The organism is Gorillibacterium massiliense (assembly GCF_000455485.1).
Taxonomy (GTDB): Bacteria; Bacillota; Bacilli; order Paenibacillales; family NBRC-103111; genus Gorillibacterium; species Gorillibacterium massiliense.
Window position 1 is genome coordinate 1 of the sequence record NZ_CBQR020000064.1, and the last position, 19,130, is coordinate 19,130.

Annotated in this window: 9 protein-coding genes; 5 read left to right on the forward strand and 4 right to left on the reverse strand. The window is 53.1% G+C overall.

Annotation, left to right across the window (positions count from 1 at the left end; genetic code table 11):
- On the reverse strand, positions 1-1,683 hold a 1,683-nt coding region (locus TJ79_RS07355), incomplete at its 3' end, for a DNA topoisomerase 3 (RefSeq protein ID WP_040949651.1).
- A gap of 245 nt (positions 1,684-1,928) precedes the next feature.
- On the opposite strand from TJ79_RS07355, the gene TJ79_RS07360 reads away from it, so the two are divergent.
- Genes TJ79_RS07360 through TJ79_RS07370 form a run of 3 tightly spaced genes read left to right on the forward strand, consistent with a single transcriptional unit; the run spans position 1,929 to position 5,785 of the window.
- Positions 1,929-3,026 carry a hypothetical protein gene (locus TJ79_RS07360; protein WP_040949652.1) on the forward strand — a complete coding sequence of 366 codons (1,098 nt, stop codon included), beginning with the start codon at positions 1,929-1,931 and terminating at the stop codon, positions 3,024-3,026.
- 9 nt (positions 3,027-3,035) lie between these two features.
- Positions 3,036-4,457 carry an MBOAT family O-acyltransferase gene (locus TJ79_RS07365; protein ID WP_052339371.1) on the forward strand — a complete coding sequence of 474 codons (1,422 nt, stop codon included), beginning with the start codon at positions 3,036-3,038 and terminating at the stop codon, positions 4,455-4,457.
- A 59-nt stretch (positions 4,458-4,516) separates the two neighbouring features.
- On the forward strand, positions 4,517-5,785 hold the full coding sequence (locus TJ79_RS07370; protein WP_052339372.1) for an ArnT family glycosyltransferase: 1,269 nt from the start codon (positions 4,517-4,519) through the stop codon (positions 5,783-5,785).
- A 136-nt stretch (positions 5,786-5,921) separates the two neighbouring features.
- Here the strand turns inward: TJ79_RS07370 and rsgA are convergent, their stop codons facing one another.
- Positions 5,922-6,998 carry a ribosome small subunit-dependent GTPase A gene (gene rsgA, locus TJ79_RS07375; RefSeq protein WP_420319378.1) on the reverse strand — a complete coding sequence of 359 codons (1,077 nt, stop codon included), beginning with the start codon at positions 6,996-6,998 and terminating at the stop codon, positions 5,922-5,924.
- Positions 6,999-7,554: 556 nt separating this feature from the next.
- Between rsgA and TJ79_RS07380 the strand changes: the two genes are divergently transcribed.
- Both TJ79_RS07380 and TJ79_RS07385 read left to right on the forward strand, forming a co-directional pair.
- Positions 7,555-9,255 carry a methyl-accepting chemotaxis protein gene (locus tag TJ79_RS07380; RefSeq protein WP_238322872.1) on the forward strand — a complete coding sequence of 567 codons (1,701 nt, stop codon included), beginning with the start codon at positions 7,555-7,557 and terminating at the stop codon, positions 9,253-9,255.
- Positions 9,256-9,370: 115 nt separating this feature from the next.
- Entirely contained in the window at positions 9,371-12,466 is a 3,096-nt protein-coding gene (locus TJ79_RS07385) for a non-ribosomal peptide synthetase (RefSeq protein ID WP_052339373.1), read from the forward strand.
- Positions 12,467-13,015: 549 nt separating this feature from the next.
- Here the strand turns inward: TJ79_RS07385 and TJ79_RS07390 are convergent.
- Together TJ79_RS07390 and TJ79_RS07395 are read right to left on the reverse strand one after the other, a co-directional pair.
- Positions 13,016-14,212, reverse strand: coding sequence for an MFS transporter (locus tag TJ79_RS07390; protein ID WP_040949655.1), 1,197 nt, complete (start codon positions 14,210-14,212; stop codon positions 13,016-13,018).
- A 216-nt stretch (positions 14,213-14,428) separates the two neighbouring features.
- Positions 14,429-18,973 (reverse strand): glutamate synthase-related protein, encoded by a 4,545-nt coding sequence (locus tag TJ79_RS07395; protein ID WP_040949656.1) that lies wholly within the window; start codon positions 18,971-18,973, stop codon positions 14,429-14,431.
- Between the last annotated feature and the right edge of the window lie 157 nt (positions 18,974-19,130).

Below are 19,130 nucleotides of genomic sequence, written 5' to 3' on the forward strand. Positions count from 1 at the left end.
CGTGATAACGATGGTTTTTCCCTTCATCTCCACGTAGGCGACCTGCTTCAACCGCTCGATGGTGGCCGCTCGGGTAGCGGGGGTGCCGAGGCCTGCGTCCTTCATGATGTCCCGCAGCTCCTCGTCCTCCACCTGCTTGCCGGCGCTTTCCATCGCCTTCAGCAACGTGCCTTCGGTGTAGGGCTTGGGCGGCTGAGTTTCCTTCTCCTTGGCTTTGGCATCGGTACAGGCTACAGGCAGCGCAGCATCAAGAGAGAAGGGAGCAGCGGTTTCTGTCACTTCTTCCTTTTCTTCTCCGCCACTGTTTTTCCCTTTGCTGCCGCGCTTCTTCCCGCCTTCACCGTCTGTGTCTCCATCGGTATCGCCGGAACCGCTGCCGTCCTTGCTGTAAACAACCTTCCAACCCTGATCCACGAGCTGCTTCACTGTCGTCTTGAAGGTTTCTTGCTCCACCTCGGTGAAAACCGTATGCACTTTATACTCCGCCGCCGGATAGAACTGAGCGAGAAAACGCCGAACGATCATGTCATATACTTTTCTCTCTTCCGGACTAAGAGAGCCCGGCTTCTTCAGCGTGGGCATAATGGCGTGGTGATCCTCCACCTTGGAGGGGTTGCAGACGGAACGGTTGTTTTTATGGATGAAGCTTTTGTTCCCTCCCTGAGCCAAGTCCTCGTACCCTTCGACACTCTTCAGCATATCCAGCGTCCGGTGCATGCCAGGGATATTCTGTTCCGTCACGTAGTTGGAGTTGGTCCGGGGGTAGGAGATCACTTTATGTTTTTCATAAAGCGCTTGGGCGATATCCAATGTCTTCTTCGCCCCGAAGCCTAGTTTGGCATTGGCCTCCCGCTGCAAAAGCGTCAGGTCGTACAGCTTGAAGGGATATTCTTTGGAGTCCTTGGCCTCATAGCTTGCAATCCGCCCCGGCTTGCCCTTTACCTTCAAAGCCAGTTCCTCGGCTTTCTTACCGTCGGTTAACCGATCCCCTTGCCAAAGCCCTTTGTAGGCCGTGCCGGTCTGATCGAAAAAGGCTTCCACCTCATAGAACTTCTGCGAGGAAAACGCCTCGATCTGCTTTTGCCGGTCGTAGATGAGGGCGAGCACCGGGGTTTGCACTCGTCCAACGGACAAAAGCACGTTGTGCTTGGTCGTGAACGCCCGGGAGCCGTTCATGCCCACCAGCCAATCCGCTTCACTGCGGGCTCTGGCCGCCCGTGTCAGGTTGTCGTAATCCGAGCCGGGCTTCAGGCCGGCAAAGCCTTGGCGGATGGTTTCCGGCGTCAGATCGGAAATCCACAGCCGTTCTACCGGCTGCATCAGCTTGAGATGCTGACGGATCAGCTCGAAGATGAGCTGGCCCTCCCGCCCGGCGTCGCAAGCGTTGATGATGCTGCCGCAGTCTTTAGCCAGATCGGCAATAACCTTCAGTTGATCCTTCGTGCGGTACACGGGGATCAGCTTAAACCGGTCGGGAAGAATGGGCAGGTCGCCAAGCCGCCACTTTTTGTATTTATCGTCGTACTTATCGGGTTCCGCCAGAGTGATGAGATGGCCGATCGCCCAGGTGATGATATAGCGTTCCCCTTCGAGATGAGTCCGCTTGTTCATCGCTTTCGGTTCGATGGCCGCCGCGATATTGCGGCCCATGTCGGGCTTTTCCGCGATAATGAGTGTTTTCATGCGCCGTTTTCCTTTTTTGCCTGATTTGCAGCTGAACCTTAAATGCAACCCTAACAAGGTTAGCCGCGTCTATTATTTTACCACAATCCAGCACGTTCTCCTTGGGTTAGACAAAGTTGAATCTTTCATTTTCTCTTGTCGGACTGGGGCGAAACCAGTATGCTAGGCTAGGCAGATGACTTTACCGGGATGAATAGCGAAAAGCAACCCGAATATTTTTCATCAGAAGGAGCCCATATCCCGGAATGAAAGCAGCAAAATATATCGTATTATTTCTCATTCTTATCCAATTCGTCATCCCATACGCAGTTCCCCTTGATGCTTATTACAAGGGGCGTGTCGACTACCAGGGGCTATTTAAGGACAACCCGCAAAACTACTATCCGCTTTTACATAAGATCAAGCAAGAAATTAAGAGAGATCATCTAAAAGATTATGCGGTGATTATCGGCGACTCTGTAGCCTGGAGTTCTCCCGGCCCGTCCAAGGATTCCCTAGCGCCGCTTATGGAAGAGTTGGCTCACGGTGAAGGGAAGGATTTCCGCGTGTTCAATTTGGCCATGCCGTCTCTGCAAGCAGGGGATATTTATACGCTCCTGCTGATGATGGACCGTTATGGCATCTCTACCGATCGCGTGCTGATCAACGTGCGGTATGCCGGCTTTGTTAAGCGGAATCCGGGGGCGGCTATCGTCTTTTGGCTGAAGGATGACTTGAAAATGGCTGACCGGAAAGCATTCGATCAGGCGCTGCCGCATCTCAAGGCGAACGGCTATCAGGAGTCGAAGGGCTGGAACAATGTCCTGCGCTCCTTTATCGAAAATGAAGTATACACCCGCATTCCTATGTTTGCTTATAAAGACGCCATTGTAAAAAGCATCAATGAGACTACTGACCGGCTTCTGAACCGGGCCGTACCCACTGACGATTCCATCGGCGACATCCGCAACTGGCGGCTGCATGCCAACCTAGAGAAGTACATTAAGACCCCGGACGTTGTTAATTCCTTTAACCCGGCGCCTTTTGATATGACCGAGCAAAACTTGCAGATTTATTTCATGAATAAGATCATTCAACATCAACAAGGGACCCGTTCCTTGTTCTTCCTTACCGGTCTGAACGAAGGTCTACTGGGGGATGCGGTAAGCGATCCAAGCTACCAGGCAAACATGCAGGCCATTGACCGCTATTTCGCCGCTACTGGTATCGCCTATACCAATCTGCAAAAAGAAATCGGCGAGGAAGATTTTGCCGATCATACTCACTATATGCCGGAAGGGTACCGCAAGCTGGCCGCCCTCGTCTTGCACCACATGCCGGAATCGCTGGAAAGAAAGGAGTAGAAGAACCCTATGCTGTTTCATACGCCCGAATTTTTTGTTTTTCTAACGGCGACGCTCGTTCTTTACTACGCCTTTCCGAAGGCCAGACTGGCGATTATGGCGCTGGCTAACGCCCTCTTTTATGCCGCAACCGGCCTTGGCTATCTCGCGCTCTTCATCGGCATCGTTTCCTTCGTCTATTTATGCTCCAAGCAGTTCGGGGGCAAACGGGGAAAAGGGTTTTTCGCTTTGGCGCTGACCGTCGTCATCGGCAATTTGCTGTTTTTTAAATACTCACTCTTTATGCTGAGAAGCCTGGAAAGCAGCCTTCACTTGCACTGGCTGGCCGGAGATTCGTATTTGGCAAAAGTTGTCCTGCCCATCGGCATTTCGTTTTACACCTTCCAACTGATCGCTTATATCATCGACGTCAACCGGGGGAAGTTAGCTCCGGCCCGGTCTTACTTGGAGTTTTGGGTGTTCATCTCGTATTTCGCCCACTCTCTGGCGGGGCCGATCTTGCGGGGGAACGATTTTTTACCGCAATTAGAGAAACTGAAAGCGATCAAATTCTCCGACTCTCGCTTCCGTTTAGGCTTGTCCTATCTGGCTCTCGGTTTGTTCAAAAAAATCGTTCTGGCCGACTGGATCACGCCCATCGTCGACCAGTATTTCGCACACGGTGCCGCCATGACCGGAGGAGAGGCGTGGATCGCCTCTTACCTGTTCGCCTTCCAGATCTATTTTGATTTTTCCGCATACAGCGAAATGGCGGTGGGGATCGGCTATCTCATGGGACTCCGGCTTGATCTGAACTTCCGGACGCCTTACTTGAGCGGCAACGGTACGGAGTTCTGGGCACGTTGGCATATCACCCTGTCCAGTTGGATCAAGGACTATGTCTATATAGGGCTGGGAGGCTCGCGGCGGGGAGAAATTCGCCGGTATGTCAACCTGCTGGCGGCTATGGCTATCTCCGGCTTGTGGCACGGAGCAGCCTGGACCTTCGTCGCTTGGGGGCTGATGCACGGGGTTCTGCTGGTAGTCCACAAATTCTATGTAAAACTGAAGAAGAAATGGGGCTGGCAGCGGCTGGATGAGAGCCGACTTTACCGCTGGGCTTGCGTATTCGTCTTTTTCCACGTCGTCTGTATCACTTGGGTGCTGTTCCGTGTGTCTGGGATGGGCAACGCTCTCCGAACCATTGGCAAAATGTTCGATATCAGCAGGCTTTCATTCACAGGCCTGTATCCATATATCGCCTTAGCGGCGCTTTTGTTCCTGCTGCATATCGGAGAATACCTCGTGCGCAAACACGCAAGCCTTTTATCGGAAAAATGGCACCGTTTCGTCCCATCTCCAGCCAGGGCTGTTGTGTACACTGTGTTTATCGTCGCCATTGTGCTTTGCATGCAGTCGAAGGTTAGCAATTTCATTTATTTTCAATTTTAATAGGTTGAACCCCCAGTCTATTGGGCATGATCATCATGTAAAACAAGATAGAAAAAAGCATGGGAGAAGAGGAGTGGGTTATCATTCGCGGGTTGATTTCGTTTTACGAGAAGACAGGGCGGTATTGGATCATTCCCATACTCGTCATCGCTTTATGGATCCGGCTGGATTTTGTTCTGCACTATGTGTTTCCGGCAGTAAACTTCGATCAATTGAACTACACGAACATGACGGTGCAGCTGCTGGATAAAGGGATTTACGGCTATATGAGCGATATCGCCAATTCTCGGGTCACGCCGGGATTCCCGATATTTATGGCCATTATCTTCAAAGTGTTCGGTTATGGAGACATCGACAGGATCTTGCAGATCGTCCGGATCATCCAGTGCTTTGTCGCCATCATCGGCATTTGGTATATCTACCGGATCGGGGCGCGGCTTTTCAGCAGGATGACCGGGCTATTGGCGGCAGTTTTTGCGTCGCTCTATGCTCCCTTTGTTTTTATCACCGGCTTGATTTTAACAGAGACTTTGTTTTTGGCCTTTTTTCTAGCCGCCATTTATTATCAGGTGCGGATCATTCAGGAGAATAAGCTGAGGGATCATATCATCGCGGGGGTTTTGATCGGGGTTTCGGTGCTTATTCGCCCAAACAGCGCTCTTGCTGCTGTCATTCCCTATGTGTTTCTCTGGGCGCAGCATCGAAAGCTGTTTCTCCGCCAGATTTTGTTCGCAATCGGTGCATTCGTTGTGGTTATGCTCCCTTGGTGGGTACGCAATGCCATCACCTTCCACGCGTTTATCCCCATTGCCCAAAATGCTTCGGGTAATGCCTTTTTGGCAGGAACGAATCCATATGGCATGTACCCCGTCGATTGGAACAAAGTGAAGGAAACAAGCCAGTCGCAGGAAGGGTGGCGGCGGATAAAGGAGGGGGTTCAGGACGCTCCTCTTATATGGCTCAAGTGGTTTACGATGGGCAAGTTTTCGACAATGTTTATAGAGACGTTCTACGGGGGCTTCTATTCGGCTTATATTGATCCCGTCTACGGCAGGTTCCTGCATCGTTTTCATAAAATCCTGATCTACGCCGGCTTTTTCTTTGCTCTGACCGGAGGGGCTGTGAAACGGAAAGTACTGTTTCTCTCGGCTCACTTGTTCGTCCTCCTGGCAGTGCAGTTGATGTTCATTCCTGAGTCGCGCTACACGATCCCGATGTTTCCGTTTCTCATGCTGCTTACGGCTTGGGGATTGCTTTTTGCGGCCAGCCTGATCTTTGGAAGGTTCTTGCATAAAGGCAGTCAGGTTCGGGCGATAGGGGACAGGTAGTCGACCAAGGCTCCTGAATTCCGTGAAAAAGCGGGCCGATGATTATCATATAACGGGATTCGAAAAAACTCCCGCCAATCAAACTCCTTACTGGAGTTCGGTTGGCGGGAGTTTTAGGTTTAGCAGGACTGAAAGCTTACAGGTAAGCGTCCCGGCCTTGCTTGTAATCCTTCCTTGCGCTTTTTTCCTGCAGCCGCTGCTTCTGCTCTTCCTTTCGGGCGAGGAAGACCAACTCCGCCTCCAGTTTGCGGTAGCTGTCATAGCGACTGCGGTCGAGGGTACCGCTAGCCAGGGCGCGTTTAACTGCGCAGCCTGGTTCTTTTTTATGGCTGCAATCAGCGAACCGGCACTGGGCCGCCAACTCCTCGATGTCGGAGAAGGCCTCGGACAGTCCGTCCTCGGATTCCCATAGTTGAATCTCCCGCATTCCCGGGGTATCAATCAGGAGGCCGCCTTGAGGCAGCAGGAAAATTTCTCGGTGAGTCGTCGTATGCTTCCCTTTATCATCATCAGCTCGGATCTCCTGTACCTCTTGCAGCTCTCGGCCAGCCAGCCGATTGAGCAGGGAAGACTTGCCGACCCCGGAGGAACCGAGGAAGGCGGTGGTTTGGCCCGGAGCAAGGAAGGGCGTGAGGGCGTCAAGACCGCTGCCGTTCTGAGCGCTGACGGCAAAAATCGGCACACCGGGAGCGACGGACTCCGCTGCAGCGATTTGCACAGACGGGTCGGCAACCAGATCGGCTTTGCTTAGGATGATGACGGGATTCGCTCCGCTTTCCCAAGCGAGGATAAGATACCGTTCCAGGCGGCGCATATTGAAATCCTGGTTCAATGCATTCACTAGAAAGATGGTGTCCACGTTGGTCGCCACAATTTGCTCATCGGTGGTCAAGCCTGCCGCTTTGCGAGAAAACTTACTTTTCCGGGGCAGCACGGCATGGATAGTGGCACGGCCGTCGGAATAACGTGGCGATATGGCTACCCAATCTCCCACGGCGGGATAATGCTCCCGTTCAGTTGCGGCAAAACGGAATTTGCCGGAGACTTCACCCAAGAGTTCCCCATTTTCCGTTATGAGGGTGTAGCTCAATTTATGCTCGGCGATGACTCGACCCGGTTGAAGATTTAGCTCGGGACTTTGGTCGGCCAGCTTTTGGAAATTTTGCTTATAATAGGGACTCCAGCCCCACAGGTTCAATACGTTCGTTGACACGGGATTCCTCCTCTGCATGTAGCGAGTTAATAATCCGCCGGCAGAAATCCCACCCGATTTGAGGGGATCGCGCGGCGCCTTTCTTCAGTTGGGGGGTGCTATTCATCGCAATGGACATAACGCATCGCTCCGTTTCGTCGGGATTTTGGATTGGTATGCTAAGAGATTGATCATCTGCAGGGCAACACATTTAGTATAGACACCTTCCGGAGGGTGCAAAAGGGAAAGAATAAATGTGATCAAATTTTTCAGGATCTCTATTAGTTAATACGACAAATTTCGAAAAATTATTGCAAAATTTTACATGCGTCATTACAATATCTTACATATGCATAATATTAAAACGCTATGATTTAAGGGTTCAATGAGAGGCGGTGATTGCATCTCGTTCCATAGATTTACATTGATGAGTTATTAGTAAGGAGGAACTTCATATTTTTCCGGCTTGTTTCAACCGCGCGCGGTGATTCGGTCATTCTACGCAATATCATCCATTGGAGGATTGCCAGCAATGAAAAGAGAAAAAAATTACTTCAGCAAGAATATATTATTTTCCATGATAAACATTTTGCTCATCGGGGCGATTCTCATTGTTTCGAGCGTCTACTTCCAGAAGAACCTGATGATGAAATCTTTGGAAAAACAAACCAAAACGGTTACATCCAAATGGGCAGATAAAATTACCTACGACGATGTCGTCAAGATCCAAGAGTCCAAGAGTTGGGAATCCGATAAGTCAAAGGTTCTAACGGAATCCTTTGACAATCTGTCTTCTTACAACCCGAATGTTGCGCAGGGATACATTTTCGGCGTGGAGCTGGGAGGCGACAAACATAACCAAACCAGTCTGATCGCCTGCCCGACTCCGATTATCCAGGCTCTCAAAGAAGGCGGCCTAAATGTAGGCGATATGTACGAGCAGCCCGACGTAGTCGTTTCCGGCATCAAAAAAATGTTGAAAACCAAGGAAGTCACCATCGTTCCTGTCTACAAGGACATGCTGGGAACGTGGATGAGCATCTTTTATCCTATCAAAGATGCTCAAGGCAATATCAAGGCCTATTTCGGTGTTGACGTCGATGCGAGCATTATTCCCGAAAGCCGAAAGTCTTTCCTGCAGGATTCCATCATTATTCTCGTCATTGCTCTGCTTGTCTGCGGAGGCTCGCAGTATTTTGTCGCGAGAAGAACCCTCAACCCTATTAAAGATTTGATTCGGGGGATAGAGCAGGTTTCCCGGGGGAAACTCAATTTTTCTCTCAGTGAGAAGGGAACCTTCGGCGAGCTGAATAAACAGTTCAACTCGATGATTGTAAGCATCCGGGGAGTCATACAGAATCTGAAGCTGGTTTCCCAAAGCTCTTCCGATGTGGCGGACAAGCTGTTCTCCATAACGGAGGTAAGTACCCAGGGGATCAATGGAATAAACCTTGAGCTCAACGTGATGACCGAGAATTTAAAAGCTCAAGCGATTTCGACTTCCAATTGCGATACGGCCATCGAAGAGATCGCAACAACTCTTCAAACGGTTGCGGTTGATATCGGCAATGTCTCGTCCGCATCCCAAAAGATGTTCGACAATTCCCAAGAAGGCAGGGATGTCATCGATACGGTTTCCCGTCAAATGGTTCAGATCGACGCAACGACGGGTGATGCATCGAGTATCATCGGCCAACTGGAAGAGCAGTCGAAGGAAATCGGCGAGATTGTCACGATTATCAAGGGCATTTCCAATCAGACGAGTCTATTGGCGCTAAACGCCAGCATTGAGGCGGCAAGAGCAGGAGATCTCGGAAGAGGGTTCTCTGTCGTTGCTGAGGAAGTGCGGAAGCTTTCCGAACAGTCTAAAGAGTCGACGGACAGGATTTCCGCCCTGATCGAAGACATTCAGCTTGGAGCCGGCAAAGCGGTTGATTATATAGCCCGCAGCACGGAGGAAACGAAGAAAGGTCTGGCCGTTACTCAAAAGGCTGATACCAAGTTTGTTGAAATTCTGAATTCGGCGCAGTTTGTAAATTCCCGTGTCATGGATATATCTGCATCCACGGAAGAAATGTCGGCAAGTACAGAGGAAGTCACTTCAATGACGTCCCAGTTGTCCAGCACATCGAGTATCACTTCGGAAGGCGCCAAATCCATCTTGCATACGATGGTCGGCCAGGAAGAGTCTTTCCGCAACATATCCGAATATGCAGGGGAACTGAACGAAGTCTCCAAACAAATGAGCGAGATCGTCGACAAATTTCAAACGGAATAACAAAGGCGCATCTATTCAGATCGTCAATAATTTAAACAGTTCATCTGATCAAGAACACGACTGTGTCGTGTTCTTGATCTCTTCAATCGACCTAAAAAGGTAAAGGGGAAGCAAAATGTTCATTTACCACGGTGAGGAAACCACTCTGGAAGAAGAAATCAAAAAGAAAGTGCTTTATGGCGCAGTTGAAAAGTATCCCGACAGAGAAACCATTCCCAGCATGTTAGGCAAGGTGGTTAACGAACACAGCGGAAAAATCGCAATCTCATTTGGCAGTTCCGAGATGACTTACGGTGAGTTTTACCGTAAGAGCGCAAAGATCGCTCATTCTTTGATAAGCGCAGGAATGCGCAAAGGCGATTTTGTAGGCATCTATATGAACCGGAGTCCGGAAACGATTATTTCTATCCTTGGGGTTCTGCGTGCGGGCGGCGTTTATATTCCGATCGATCCGGAGCATCCCTTGGACCGGAATCTGCATATTGTGAAAGACAGCAGCTGCAAGTTCTTTTTACTCAAAGAGGCGAACAAGGAAAGCGCGGCTAACCTGCTTGCCGGAGACTCCGGAGTTGTGCGGCTATCGGTCGAGGATGCGTTCCTGAACGCCCCGGAAACGTTTCAGGATATCCCAGTTTCACCGGATGACTTGGCTTATGCGATCTATACATCCGGTTCAACCGGCAGACCAAAAGGAACCCTGCTGGCCCATAGAGGAGTCATCAACCTCTGCAACACGATAGGGAATGCGCTCCATCTCACTGCCGACGATATCGTATCCCAATTTTCTACGTTCAGCTTTGATGCTTCCGTTTTCGATACCTTTAACGCTCTCTTGCGCGGCGCCCACCTGGCCATGCTGACGAAGGAAGAACAAACGAGCCCCGCCCTCTTGGTCGATCTTGTGGCTAGAAGGAAGATCACCTTCCTCATTTGTTTGCCGACCTCCGTATTCAACCGGATGGCTGAGCATGTACCTGCCGAAGAGAGCAGAAAACTGGCTACGGTCAAAGTGGTTTTGGTTGCAGGGGAGGCGCTGCTTTCCGAATCTGTGCGCAAATTCCAAACGAAGTTCGGGTCGGACCGGGTGATCGTAAATGCGTACGGTCCGACGGAATGCACGGTAGCGGCTACGATGTATAAGATCACCGGTTTTTGGAGCCGCGATTCTGTCACCGTTCCTATCGGGCATCCAATCGGCAATTATAATATTTATGTGATGAAAGACGATGGTGCTTTAGCATCCATAGGCGAAGAGGGTGAATTGTGTATCGAGACCATCGGCATAGCCAAGGGATATCTAAACCTTCCGGAGAAGACTGCCGATGTGTTCGTTAAGAATCCTTATGGTCCCGGTCTCATCTATCGGTCGGGAGATATCGTGAAGGTTCTTCCCGAGGATGGTCTGGAGTTCTTGTTCCGCAAGGACGGCCAGTTGAAGCTTCATGGCTTTCGCATCGAAATCGGGGAGATCGAGAACGCTTTATCCAAGCATCCATCCATTTTGGATGCCGCGGTGGTGGCCATCAAGAAAAACGGCGCGGTTTCTCATTTGTCTTGCTTCTTTACCGAGAAAACTCAGGTTACGGTAAAAGATCTGAAGGAGCATCTGGGGCAGCACATCCCGTATTATATGGTTCCCAGTTATTTTTATCGGCTGAAGACCATTCCCTTATCGCCGACAGGCAAGATTGATCGGAACACCCTTGGCACAATGGACAATCCGCAAGCCGCCGAACTGGACGAGCCCTTTGAAGCTCCTGTGGGCGAACTGGAGACCATGCTGGCTTCCGTATGGTCCAACGTGCTGGAGATGTCGCCCATAAGCCGAAATGCGAGCTTTTTCGATATCGGCGGGGATTCGTTATCCGTTATGGTGGTTTTGTCCCATTTAAAGCTGGATTATTATAATCTTCGCATGGGCGACCTTTATGAGCACAAGACGGTCAAAGCCCTTGCAGCACATATTTCCACGTTGGATAAGGGAGCCATAGAAGAGGCGGAGTCTATTTCGGAGCGAATCGACCTGACGGAATTGCCGGCATTGCCGAAGAACGCAATGCCTGACCGTGACGGCTTGGGCTCCGATGTGCTCCTGACAGGAGCAACGGGGTATTTGGGCGCTCATTTGGCTTATGAGCTGTTAACGGCCACCGATGCCGTCGTGCGCCTGCTGGTGCGTCCCAAACCGGGGGTCAAGGCGTTATCCCGCATCAGAGAAACCTTGGACGGCTATTTCGGACCCCACTTTTCTTCTATGTACCTTCATCGCATTTCCGTGCTTGAAGGGGATTTTGTTGAGCCGCGGCTGGGACTGGACGACGAAGATTATGGTGAGCTGATCCAGTCGGTCCAATCGATTATTCACGCGGGAGCCGACGTTCGGCATTTCGGGGACAGCGAGACCTTTCAAACTACAAATGTTCAGGGGACGGAGAACCTGCTTGCCCTGGTCAAGACGAACCGGAACATCGCTTTTCATTACGTATCGACCTTGGGCATTCCCGAAGATATGGCATTTGCCGGGTGCTGGAATCGGTCGGGTAGCGATGTGCATACTTTTTATAACACGGCATTGGATAATGTGTACACAAACAGCAAGCTGGCGGGTGAGAAGCTGGTTGCGCAAGCGGCAATCGAGGGATACCCTTGTTCGATTTACCGTGCGGGAAATCTTTCCTGCCATAGCGCGACGGGGCGTTTTCAAAAGAATATCAACGAGAATTACTTTTATCGCATGATAAAGGGATTTCTTCTGTTGGGCAAGGCCCCTATGGTCGATACTTTCGTGGATATTACGCCAGTGGATTTTGCCAGCCGGTTTATGGTGTCTCTGATGAAACGCAGCCAGTTCGGCGAGATCTATCATATTTGCAACCCGGAACAAGTTCATTACTCCTCTCTTATTTCGGTTTTGCGCAATATGGGGTATTCTCTCGAAATGGCCACGCTGAGAGATTTCAATACCTGGGTCTTGAGCCGCGGCAATGCCGTGAGCAAAGAGGGCGTTCAATTGGTGATGGCCATGCTTGACGGGGATGGAGTCCGGAACTCGCCCTTCCGTTTTTCCTGCGAGGCTTCTTTGGATAAAACGGAGATGGTTGATTTGGAGGTCCCTTTGGAATCGCTGGTTGAAAAGTTTGTGAGCCATGCCGTCCATGTCGGCTACTTCCCATCTTGTGTAACGGTTGGCAACTCCGGAAGAATGCAATAAGCGAATCTTCGTTGTCAGCTGCGGCTTCCTGACGGTTCGAAATGAATGGAATTATCGATGTGCAGGTGATGTGCCCCCTATCATGACATGGGAAAACCCGATTGGGATGAACCGATGCAGGATAGGGGGCACTGTTGTTTTTGCTCGATCCCATTTTTGCATTTCGGCAAATTTTTTTGAAAATTTCTTGACATTATATAATTATTCTTATATAATTTATTGTTATGAAAACTCAATAACCCCTTTACTTGTAAGAATGAATCATAACCTCGAGAACCAACACCGCAACATCCTCTGCGTACCCGCATTTCTCAACTTCTCGGAACATGATTCCCAAGCCGTTTTTTTAAGAAAAAGCTTAATTCACACTGGCGCGGTCATCGGAGCCGCAAGGATGAAAGAGAGGCAGGGCTTTCATCGTTTTAACGCTGAAAAAACGAACACGCCAAAAGGGCGTCCCATATAAGTAATGTTGAGTTGCCAAAAAAACGCACCTCGGGCCGATGGGCCTGACGTGCGTTTTTCCATTTTAGCGATGGGGTGAAAAGATTAGGATCGTGCCTGCGAGTGGCTGATCTTACGGCGGCTGACTTGCACGATAGCGGCTAGGGACAAAGCTAAGGCACAAGCGAAACCGGCCAGTACCCAGCGGGTATGATCGGCGTGCAGCGTGTCCATGGACACGCCGGTGAAGTAAGGGAAGAGTGCGCCGCCCAAACCGCCGGCCCCGATAAGCAGGCTGGTGAGCCGCTGCGTTCGCCCCGGCAGCAGCCGGTTGGCATATACGAGAGCGATCGCGAAGATTCCCGACATCAAAAGCCCGGCTAATGCTACGAATACGAAAGCCTGTCCGGTATGCCCGGTTAAAGAGAAGCCGGTTAGACAAAGGAGAGCACCGATACTGCCTATGAACAGGTAACGGCTGAAGCCGATTTTTTCCGCAAGTGGACCGGCGTACAGACGTCCGATGGCCATCGTAATCCAGAACAACGTGATCGTGCCGGAAGCTGTCGCTTGTTTGGTGCCGAACAATTCGATGAACAGCGACGGTAAAAAGTTGGCCAGGCTCATCTCCATGCCGACATAAAGGAGAAAGAAGAGAATGAGCAGAACCAGCAGGACGATTTCATTTCGCTGATATGGCGCTTTGATTACATCTTGCGCGTCGTGCTCCTCCGGGATGGGACGAGACAGGGAGCGGTTAAGATCACCGAAAGAGATGAACTTCCAACAACCCAGCACGGCCAAAGATAGCAAAGCCATCAGGATGAACGAGAAGCGGAAATGACCGAGGGAGACGAACCAAACCGCGAACAGCGGCATCAACAGGGCGCCAACGCCGAAGAAAACCTCGATACGGGCCATGTACGATGCGCTTTTGGCACCGGAAGCGCCGATGACGGCGGAGGCGATCACCGCTTCGACCATGCCGAAACCGAGTCCGGCGAAAGGGGCAACTCCCATCACCACCGGCCAGGAAGGAAGCAGGGAATAAACGAACTCCGCTACGGTGAGAAATAGCAGGGCGATCAACAGAGAGTTGCGCGGTCCGGTGCGTCCGACAAGCCGGGGCGCTCCAAGAACGCCGACGAGAAATCCGGCGAATTGCAGCATGACGACGGTGCCGCCATCCTGATAAAGAAGCCCATAGTGATCCATCATTTCCGCCAATACGGAGCCGACGACGACATGGGCGAGACCGATAAGAAAGTAAGAGAGACAAGAAATGGCTAAAAAGCGCTTCATGACAAGGAGTTCCTTTCTATGCTGTGAAAAAATCGATAGATGTGAAGAAGCAATCGCACTTTAAGTGAGCGCCGAAGTCTCTATTATATCCGGATTGCGCTAGCCCGTCACGGGGAATGAATGGGGGCTTGCTAGGTTGGCATTTTTCTGAAGACACAAAAAGGGGCGCCCGATGCATGTTCTGCATTCGGACGCCCCTTTGTGAGCGGGTGATCTTTATTCCGTTGCCACATCCTGATCGCTTTGCAGCCCGACGGGGGCAATGGCGACGAAGCGGCTTTCGGCGTCGGCGATGACGCCGGCGATACGGGCGGCTTCCGCAGCCTGGCCGGAAGCGGCTAGCTCATCGCGGTATGCGCCGAGGAGCTCCGTCACGTCCCGCAGCCCCTCCGGGCTGAGAGGGCCGACGGAGACTTTGGCGCCCTTCGCGATGCGCCGCACGATAGCGGCGGAGTCTAGGCCAAGCTCCGGGCGGAGCTGTTGGTAGATGACCCCGCCGGTCATGCCGGCGCAGATCCATGGGCCAGGATCGCCCATGACGATGGCACGGCCACCGGTCATGTACTCGAAGGCGAAGCCCTTCAGGTTGGCCCGGCCGGCGATGCCGCCAAGCTCGTCGCGGAGAGGCTCCGTGAGCTCTCCGCCGAAGACCACGTCGGCTCCGGAGAAGCGGATGCAGGCCCGGGTATCGGCGTTCCCTTGAATGAGGAACAGCCCCTTTTGGGCCCCATAGCCGAAGGACTTGCCGACGGAGCCGTCGATGTAGGCGCCGCTTGCGCCAGGCGCCTTGAGGATGGCCAGCTTGCCGCCGCTGGCCATTTTGCCGACACCGTCTTCGGCGCCGCCGTGGACGGTGATGTTTACCCCGGCGGCGTTGAAGGCGCCGAGGCCGTTGCCCGGCACCGAGCCGCCGGTCAGGCGCAGGGACACGCCGGGCAGGGCGGCATGGCTGCCGTCCAGGCGGCCCCGCACCTTGTGGCTGGAGAAACGGCCGCCGATGATGCGGGTTTCCGCCGACACGCCGGACCAGGTCCGCTCAACCGGGGACTGGAAGGATAAGCTGTCGGGGAAGAAGGCTTGCCCTTCGGCTCCTGCGGCGATACGAATATCCGATGAAGCGGCCGCAGCTTCTTGAAGCTGCTCCGCTGCGCTGATAAATTGGATCGGCGCCGGGCGCAGCAGATGGGTGAGATCCATCCGGTTCAAAGCGGCTGCCTGCTTTAGCAGGTCGGAGCGTCCGACCATGTCTTGGGCGCGCTTGAAGCCAAGTGCAGCCGTGATGGTTCTCACTTCGTCGGCCATGCTGCCGAACAGGCGGACCAGGCTGTCTACCGCCCGGTCCAGTTCACGGGGGATGAAGCGGCGCAAGCCTTTTTCCTCCGCCTCTTCCAGCGTATCGATCTGGGTGGCGATGCCGACATGGCAGGTGTCCAGATGGCAGCCGCGGCAGGCGGTGCAGCCGATGGACTGCATAGCCAAGGTGCCGAAGCCAACCCGGTTGGCGCCCAAGAGCAGCATCTTCACAGCGTCTGCACCGGATTTCATGCCGCCGTCAGCCCACAACTCTACCTTATGGCGGAGCCCCGCCTCAATGAGGGCGATGTGGGCTAGCTTGACGCCGATTTCCGCTGGCAGGCCAACGTGGACGATGGAGTGGATCCGGGCGGCGCCGGTTCCGCCGTCATAACCCGAGAGCGTGATGACGTCCGCTCCTGCTTTGGCGATGCCGACGGCGATGGTGCCGATGCCCGGCACGATGGGCGCCTTGACGATGATCTTTGCCTTGCGGCCGCTGGCTTCTTTCAACTCCGAGATGATCTGCGCAAGGTCCTCGATGGAGTAGATATCGTGGTTATTGGACGGAGAGATCAGGTCGGACCCGATAGCGGCATTCCGCGCGGCGGCGATTTTCTCCGTCACCTTCGACCCCGGCAGATGGCCGCCTTCTCCGGGCTTCGCCCCTTGGCCGATCTTGATTTCCAGGAAAGCGACGGCGTTGGCCAGCTCCACGTTGACGCCGAAGCGGCCGGATGCAACCTGGGCGCCACGGGTGCGCTTGTATTTGCCTAGCATATCCTTGATCTCGCCGCCTTCGCCGTTCATGGTCACCATGTTCAGGCGCTCCCCGGCTTCTGCGTAGGCGCGGAAGGCCGTTTCGTTCTGGGAGCCGAAAGACATGGAGGAGATGAGGAACGGCAGGTCATGGCCGCCGACGGTGATGTCGGTTTCGGCTGGCGTGAGAGGCGAACGTCCCTGCAGCGCCTTAGCGTAATCGAACTCAGCCAAATGGCGGATGGAAATGGGGTTGCGCGCTTCTTCCTCCAACAGCTTATCGCGGTAGCTGTCATATGGAGCGGTGCCGGCAGCCGCTTCGTTCAGCGCTTTCCACATGCGCTGGAAGAAGTGGAAGTTCCGCGCCGCTTTGGCTTTCGGGTCGGCAAAATCTTCATACCGCTTAACAGCGTCTGCTTCCAATTCGGGAAATCCGGTGCCGGACTCATTGCTGCCCAGATAGCCGACGATATCGAGAATTTCCGCCACTTCCGGCTTCAGACCGATGGACGAGAAGAAACGGGTGTAGCCCCGAAGCTCATGGGTGCCGATGGTGGAGATGACTTTTTCGATGCCCTTTGTTAAAGCGCCGAACACTTTCACCGCGGCAGACGGTTCGTTTTTGGCAGTAGCCGTGGCGAACAGCAAGTAAGGAGATACCGCGTCTGCACCCAATCCTACGGCGACGATGATGTCATGTAAGCTGCGGATGGCGGCAGAGCGCAGAATGAGCGACGCCTGGCGCCGCAGGCTGTCACCGCTATCCCGCCTTTGGCTGCGAAGAGCCAGATCGATTTTGGAAATGGCAAGATGGGGGTCCGTCCACAACCGGTCATTTGCAAGGGCGGCGGAATCATCCAACACGAGGAGTTGCACCCCGTTTTGAACCGCTGTCACCGCTGTTTCTGCCAACTCGTCCAGTGCCAGCTTCAGCGATTGCCCGCGGGCGAAGGATAGGGACAAAACGGCTACGGATGATGGGGCGGCCGTTTGAAAAGCGCTGATGATTTGCTCAAAGCTTGGCTGCTGCAGCTCCTGTAAACTGCTCTGGCCAATCGCTCCCTCAATCAGCAGAGGAGAGGGAAGCTCGAAGCGCAGCCGCTCATCCGGCTGTCCATATACAGGAGGACGCGAACCGATCACGACCCGGGTGGAAAAATGCTCCGTCTCCCGATCCCGGTCGATAGCCGGATTGGTGACGACAGCGACGCTTTCCTTGATGAAGTCCGGCAGGTTGCGGCGTTCCCAGTCTATGGCGGCCAGCGGTCCGTCATAGCCCAGCGAACGGATGGGTTCCGCTCCGGACTCGGCCATGGATTCGATCATTTGAATGCCTTCCCGGTCCCAGCCGAAGGCGCTGTATAGTGCATCATTTGGCTGCACCGATTCGCCGCCGGTAACCTCCGGTACAGCGACTTCATAGGCCAGATGCTTGCGCATGCCGCTGAAGTCGACGCGTTTTGCCGCACGTGCGTAAACCAACTGCTGCAGCTCGTGATAAGGCACGATCCGGGCGGGAGCGTCGGCTGTAAGGACAACGCCTACTTTTTCCCCGGGGGCGATGGGTTTCGGCTCTGCAACCATCTCGCTGACGATGACGACGCCCTGCTCCGAGGAAAAATAGAAGCTTTGCTCGGTCTCCACCATCCACAGCGGCCGGAGGCCAAGAGCGTCGACGCTGAATACGCATTCGTTGCCGTAACGGGAGACGATTCCTGCCGGTCCCTGAGCGAAATGCCCCCAAATCTGCCGGAAGTATACATATAAATCTTGCAAGTCCCCGGAAAACTGCTTCATCTCGTTCAAAATCGGCGGAAAAACAAGTTCCATTGCCTCAAACAAGCTCAGTCCAAACCGGTGGATGAAGGTTTCGATGGTGCGGTTCATGTCTTGAGAGTCGCTGCCTCCGTCAACCAAAGGAACGCCAGCCATTTCGGCTTCGAGCCGCATTTTTTTGATGGTGTTGATTTCGCCGTTATGGCCTAACAGAGAAAAGGGTTGCACGCGAAAGAAATTGGATAAGGTGTTGGTGGAGTAACGGTTGTGACCGACAGTAGCCTGGGCGGCAAACAACGGGTTACGGATATCATCGTAGTAGAGGGGGAGAAGGCTGGCGGCGCCCATGACTTTATAAGCGGCCGTAACGTTGCTGAGTGAAGCGACATGGACGGGAAATGCTTTTTCAATGGCGATGTGAAGCTCGAAAAGGGAAGCTGCGGCTTGGGAGCCGGTGGTTTCGGTAAGCCCGGCGATCTGCCAGAAAAGCGGCTCGTCGCTCTGGCCGTTCGGTCCCAACACGGAGCGGTCGGTGCGGGCTTCCTGTTCCAGGAGAGGCGTGAAACCGTAGGTCGGGAAAAGCGCACGGATCCCTTGCTGCATGTCGGCTGCCGACCATTCCCGGTTGCGCGGGATAAAGAGATGGGCGACAGCAAAGTGGCGATCGTTGGCATGGTTGCCCTCAAGACCGGCCGCTTCCAGCCTAGTCTGCCATAAGGCTCTGGGGATGTCGGTCAAAATGCCGCAGCCGTCGCCCTCGCCGTTGATAAATCCGGAACGGTGCTCCAGCTTAACCAGGGCATCGATGGTTTTTTGAATGTTGGCAGCCCGAGGCTGACCGTCTTTTTCGATGACGCAGACGATGCCGCAGCTGTCGTGCTCTACGCTGAGCAAATCACGGAAATTTCCTTCATTGATCATGGATGCATTCATGCCGGTCGGTCAGAAATCTGACCTTCACCTCCCGAAGATATGAATAATTATGCAAATTTGTGAATAGAAAAGTGTTTTCCGAGAAACGATTAGTGACAGATTTAACTGCGAGTAGTTATGCGACAACGAGGGGTATGAGGATCAAAAGTACGGAGAA

Excerpts from the sequence above, each read along its gene's own strand:
- TJ79_RS07360 (WP_040949652.1), top strand. The coding sequence starts at position 1,929 with ATGAAAGCAGCAAAATATATCGTATTATTTCTCATTCTTATCCAATTC.
- TJ79_RS07365 (WP_052339371.1), top strand. The coding sequence starts at position 3,036 with ATGCTGTTTCATACGCCCGAATTTTTTGTTTTTCTAACGGCGACGCTC.
- TJ79_RS07370 (WP_052339372.1), top strand. The coding sequence starts at position 4,517 with ATGGGAGAAGAGGAGTGGGTTATCATTCGCGGGTTGATTTCGTTTTAC.
- TJ79_RS07380 (WP_238322872.1), top strand. The coding sequence starts at position 7,555 with ATGATAAACATTTTGCTCATCGGGGCGATTCTCATTGTTTCGAGCGTC.
- TJ79_RS07385 (WP_052339373.1), top strand. The coding sequence starts at position 9,371 with ATGTTCATTTACCACGGTGAGGAAACCACTCTGGAAGAAGAAATCAAA.
- TJ79_RS07390 (WP_040949655.1), bottom strand. The coding sequence starts at position 14,212 with ATGAAGCGCTTTTTAGCCATTTCTTGTCTCTCTTACTTTCTTATCGGT.
- TJ79_RS07395 (WP_040949656.1), bottom strand. The coding sequence starts at position 18,973 with ATGAATGCATCCATGATCAATGAAGGAAATTTCCGTGATTTGCTCAGC.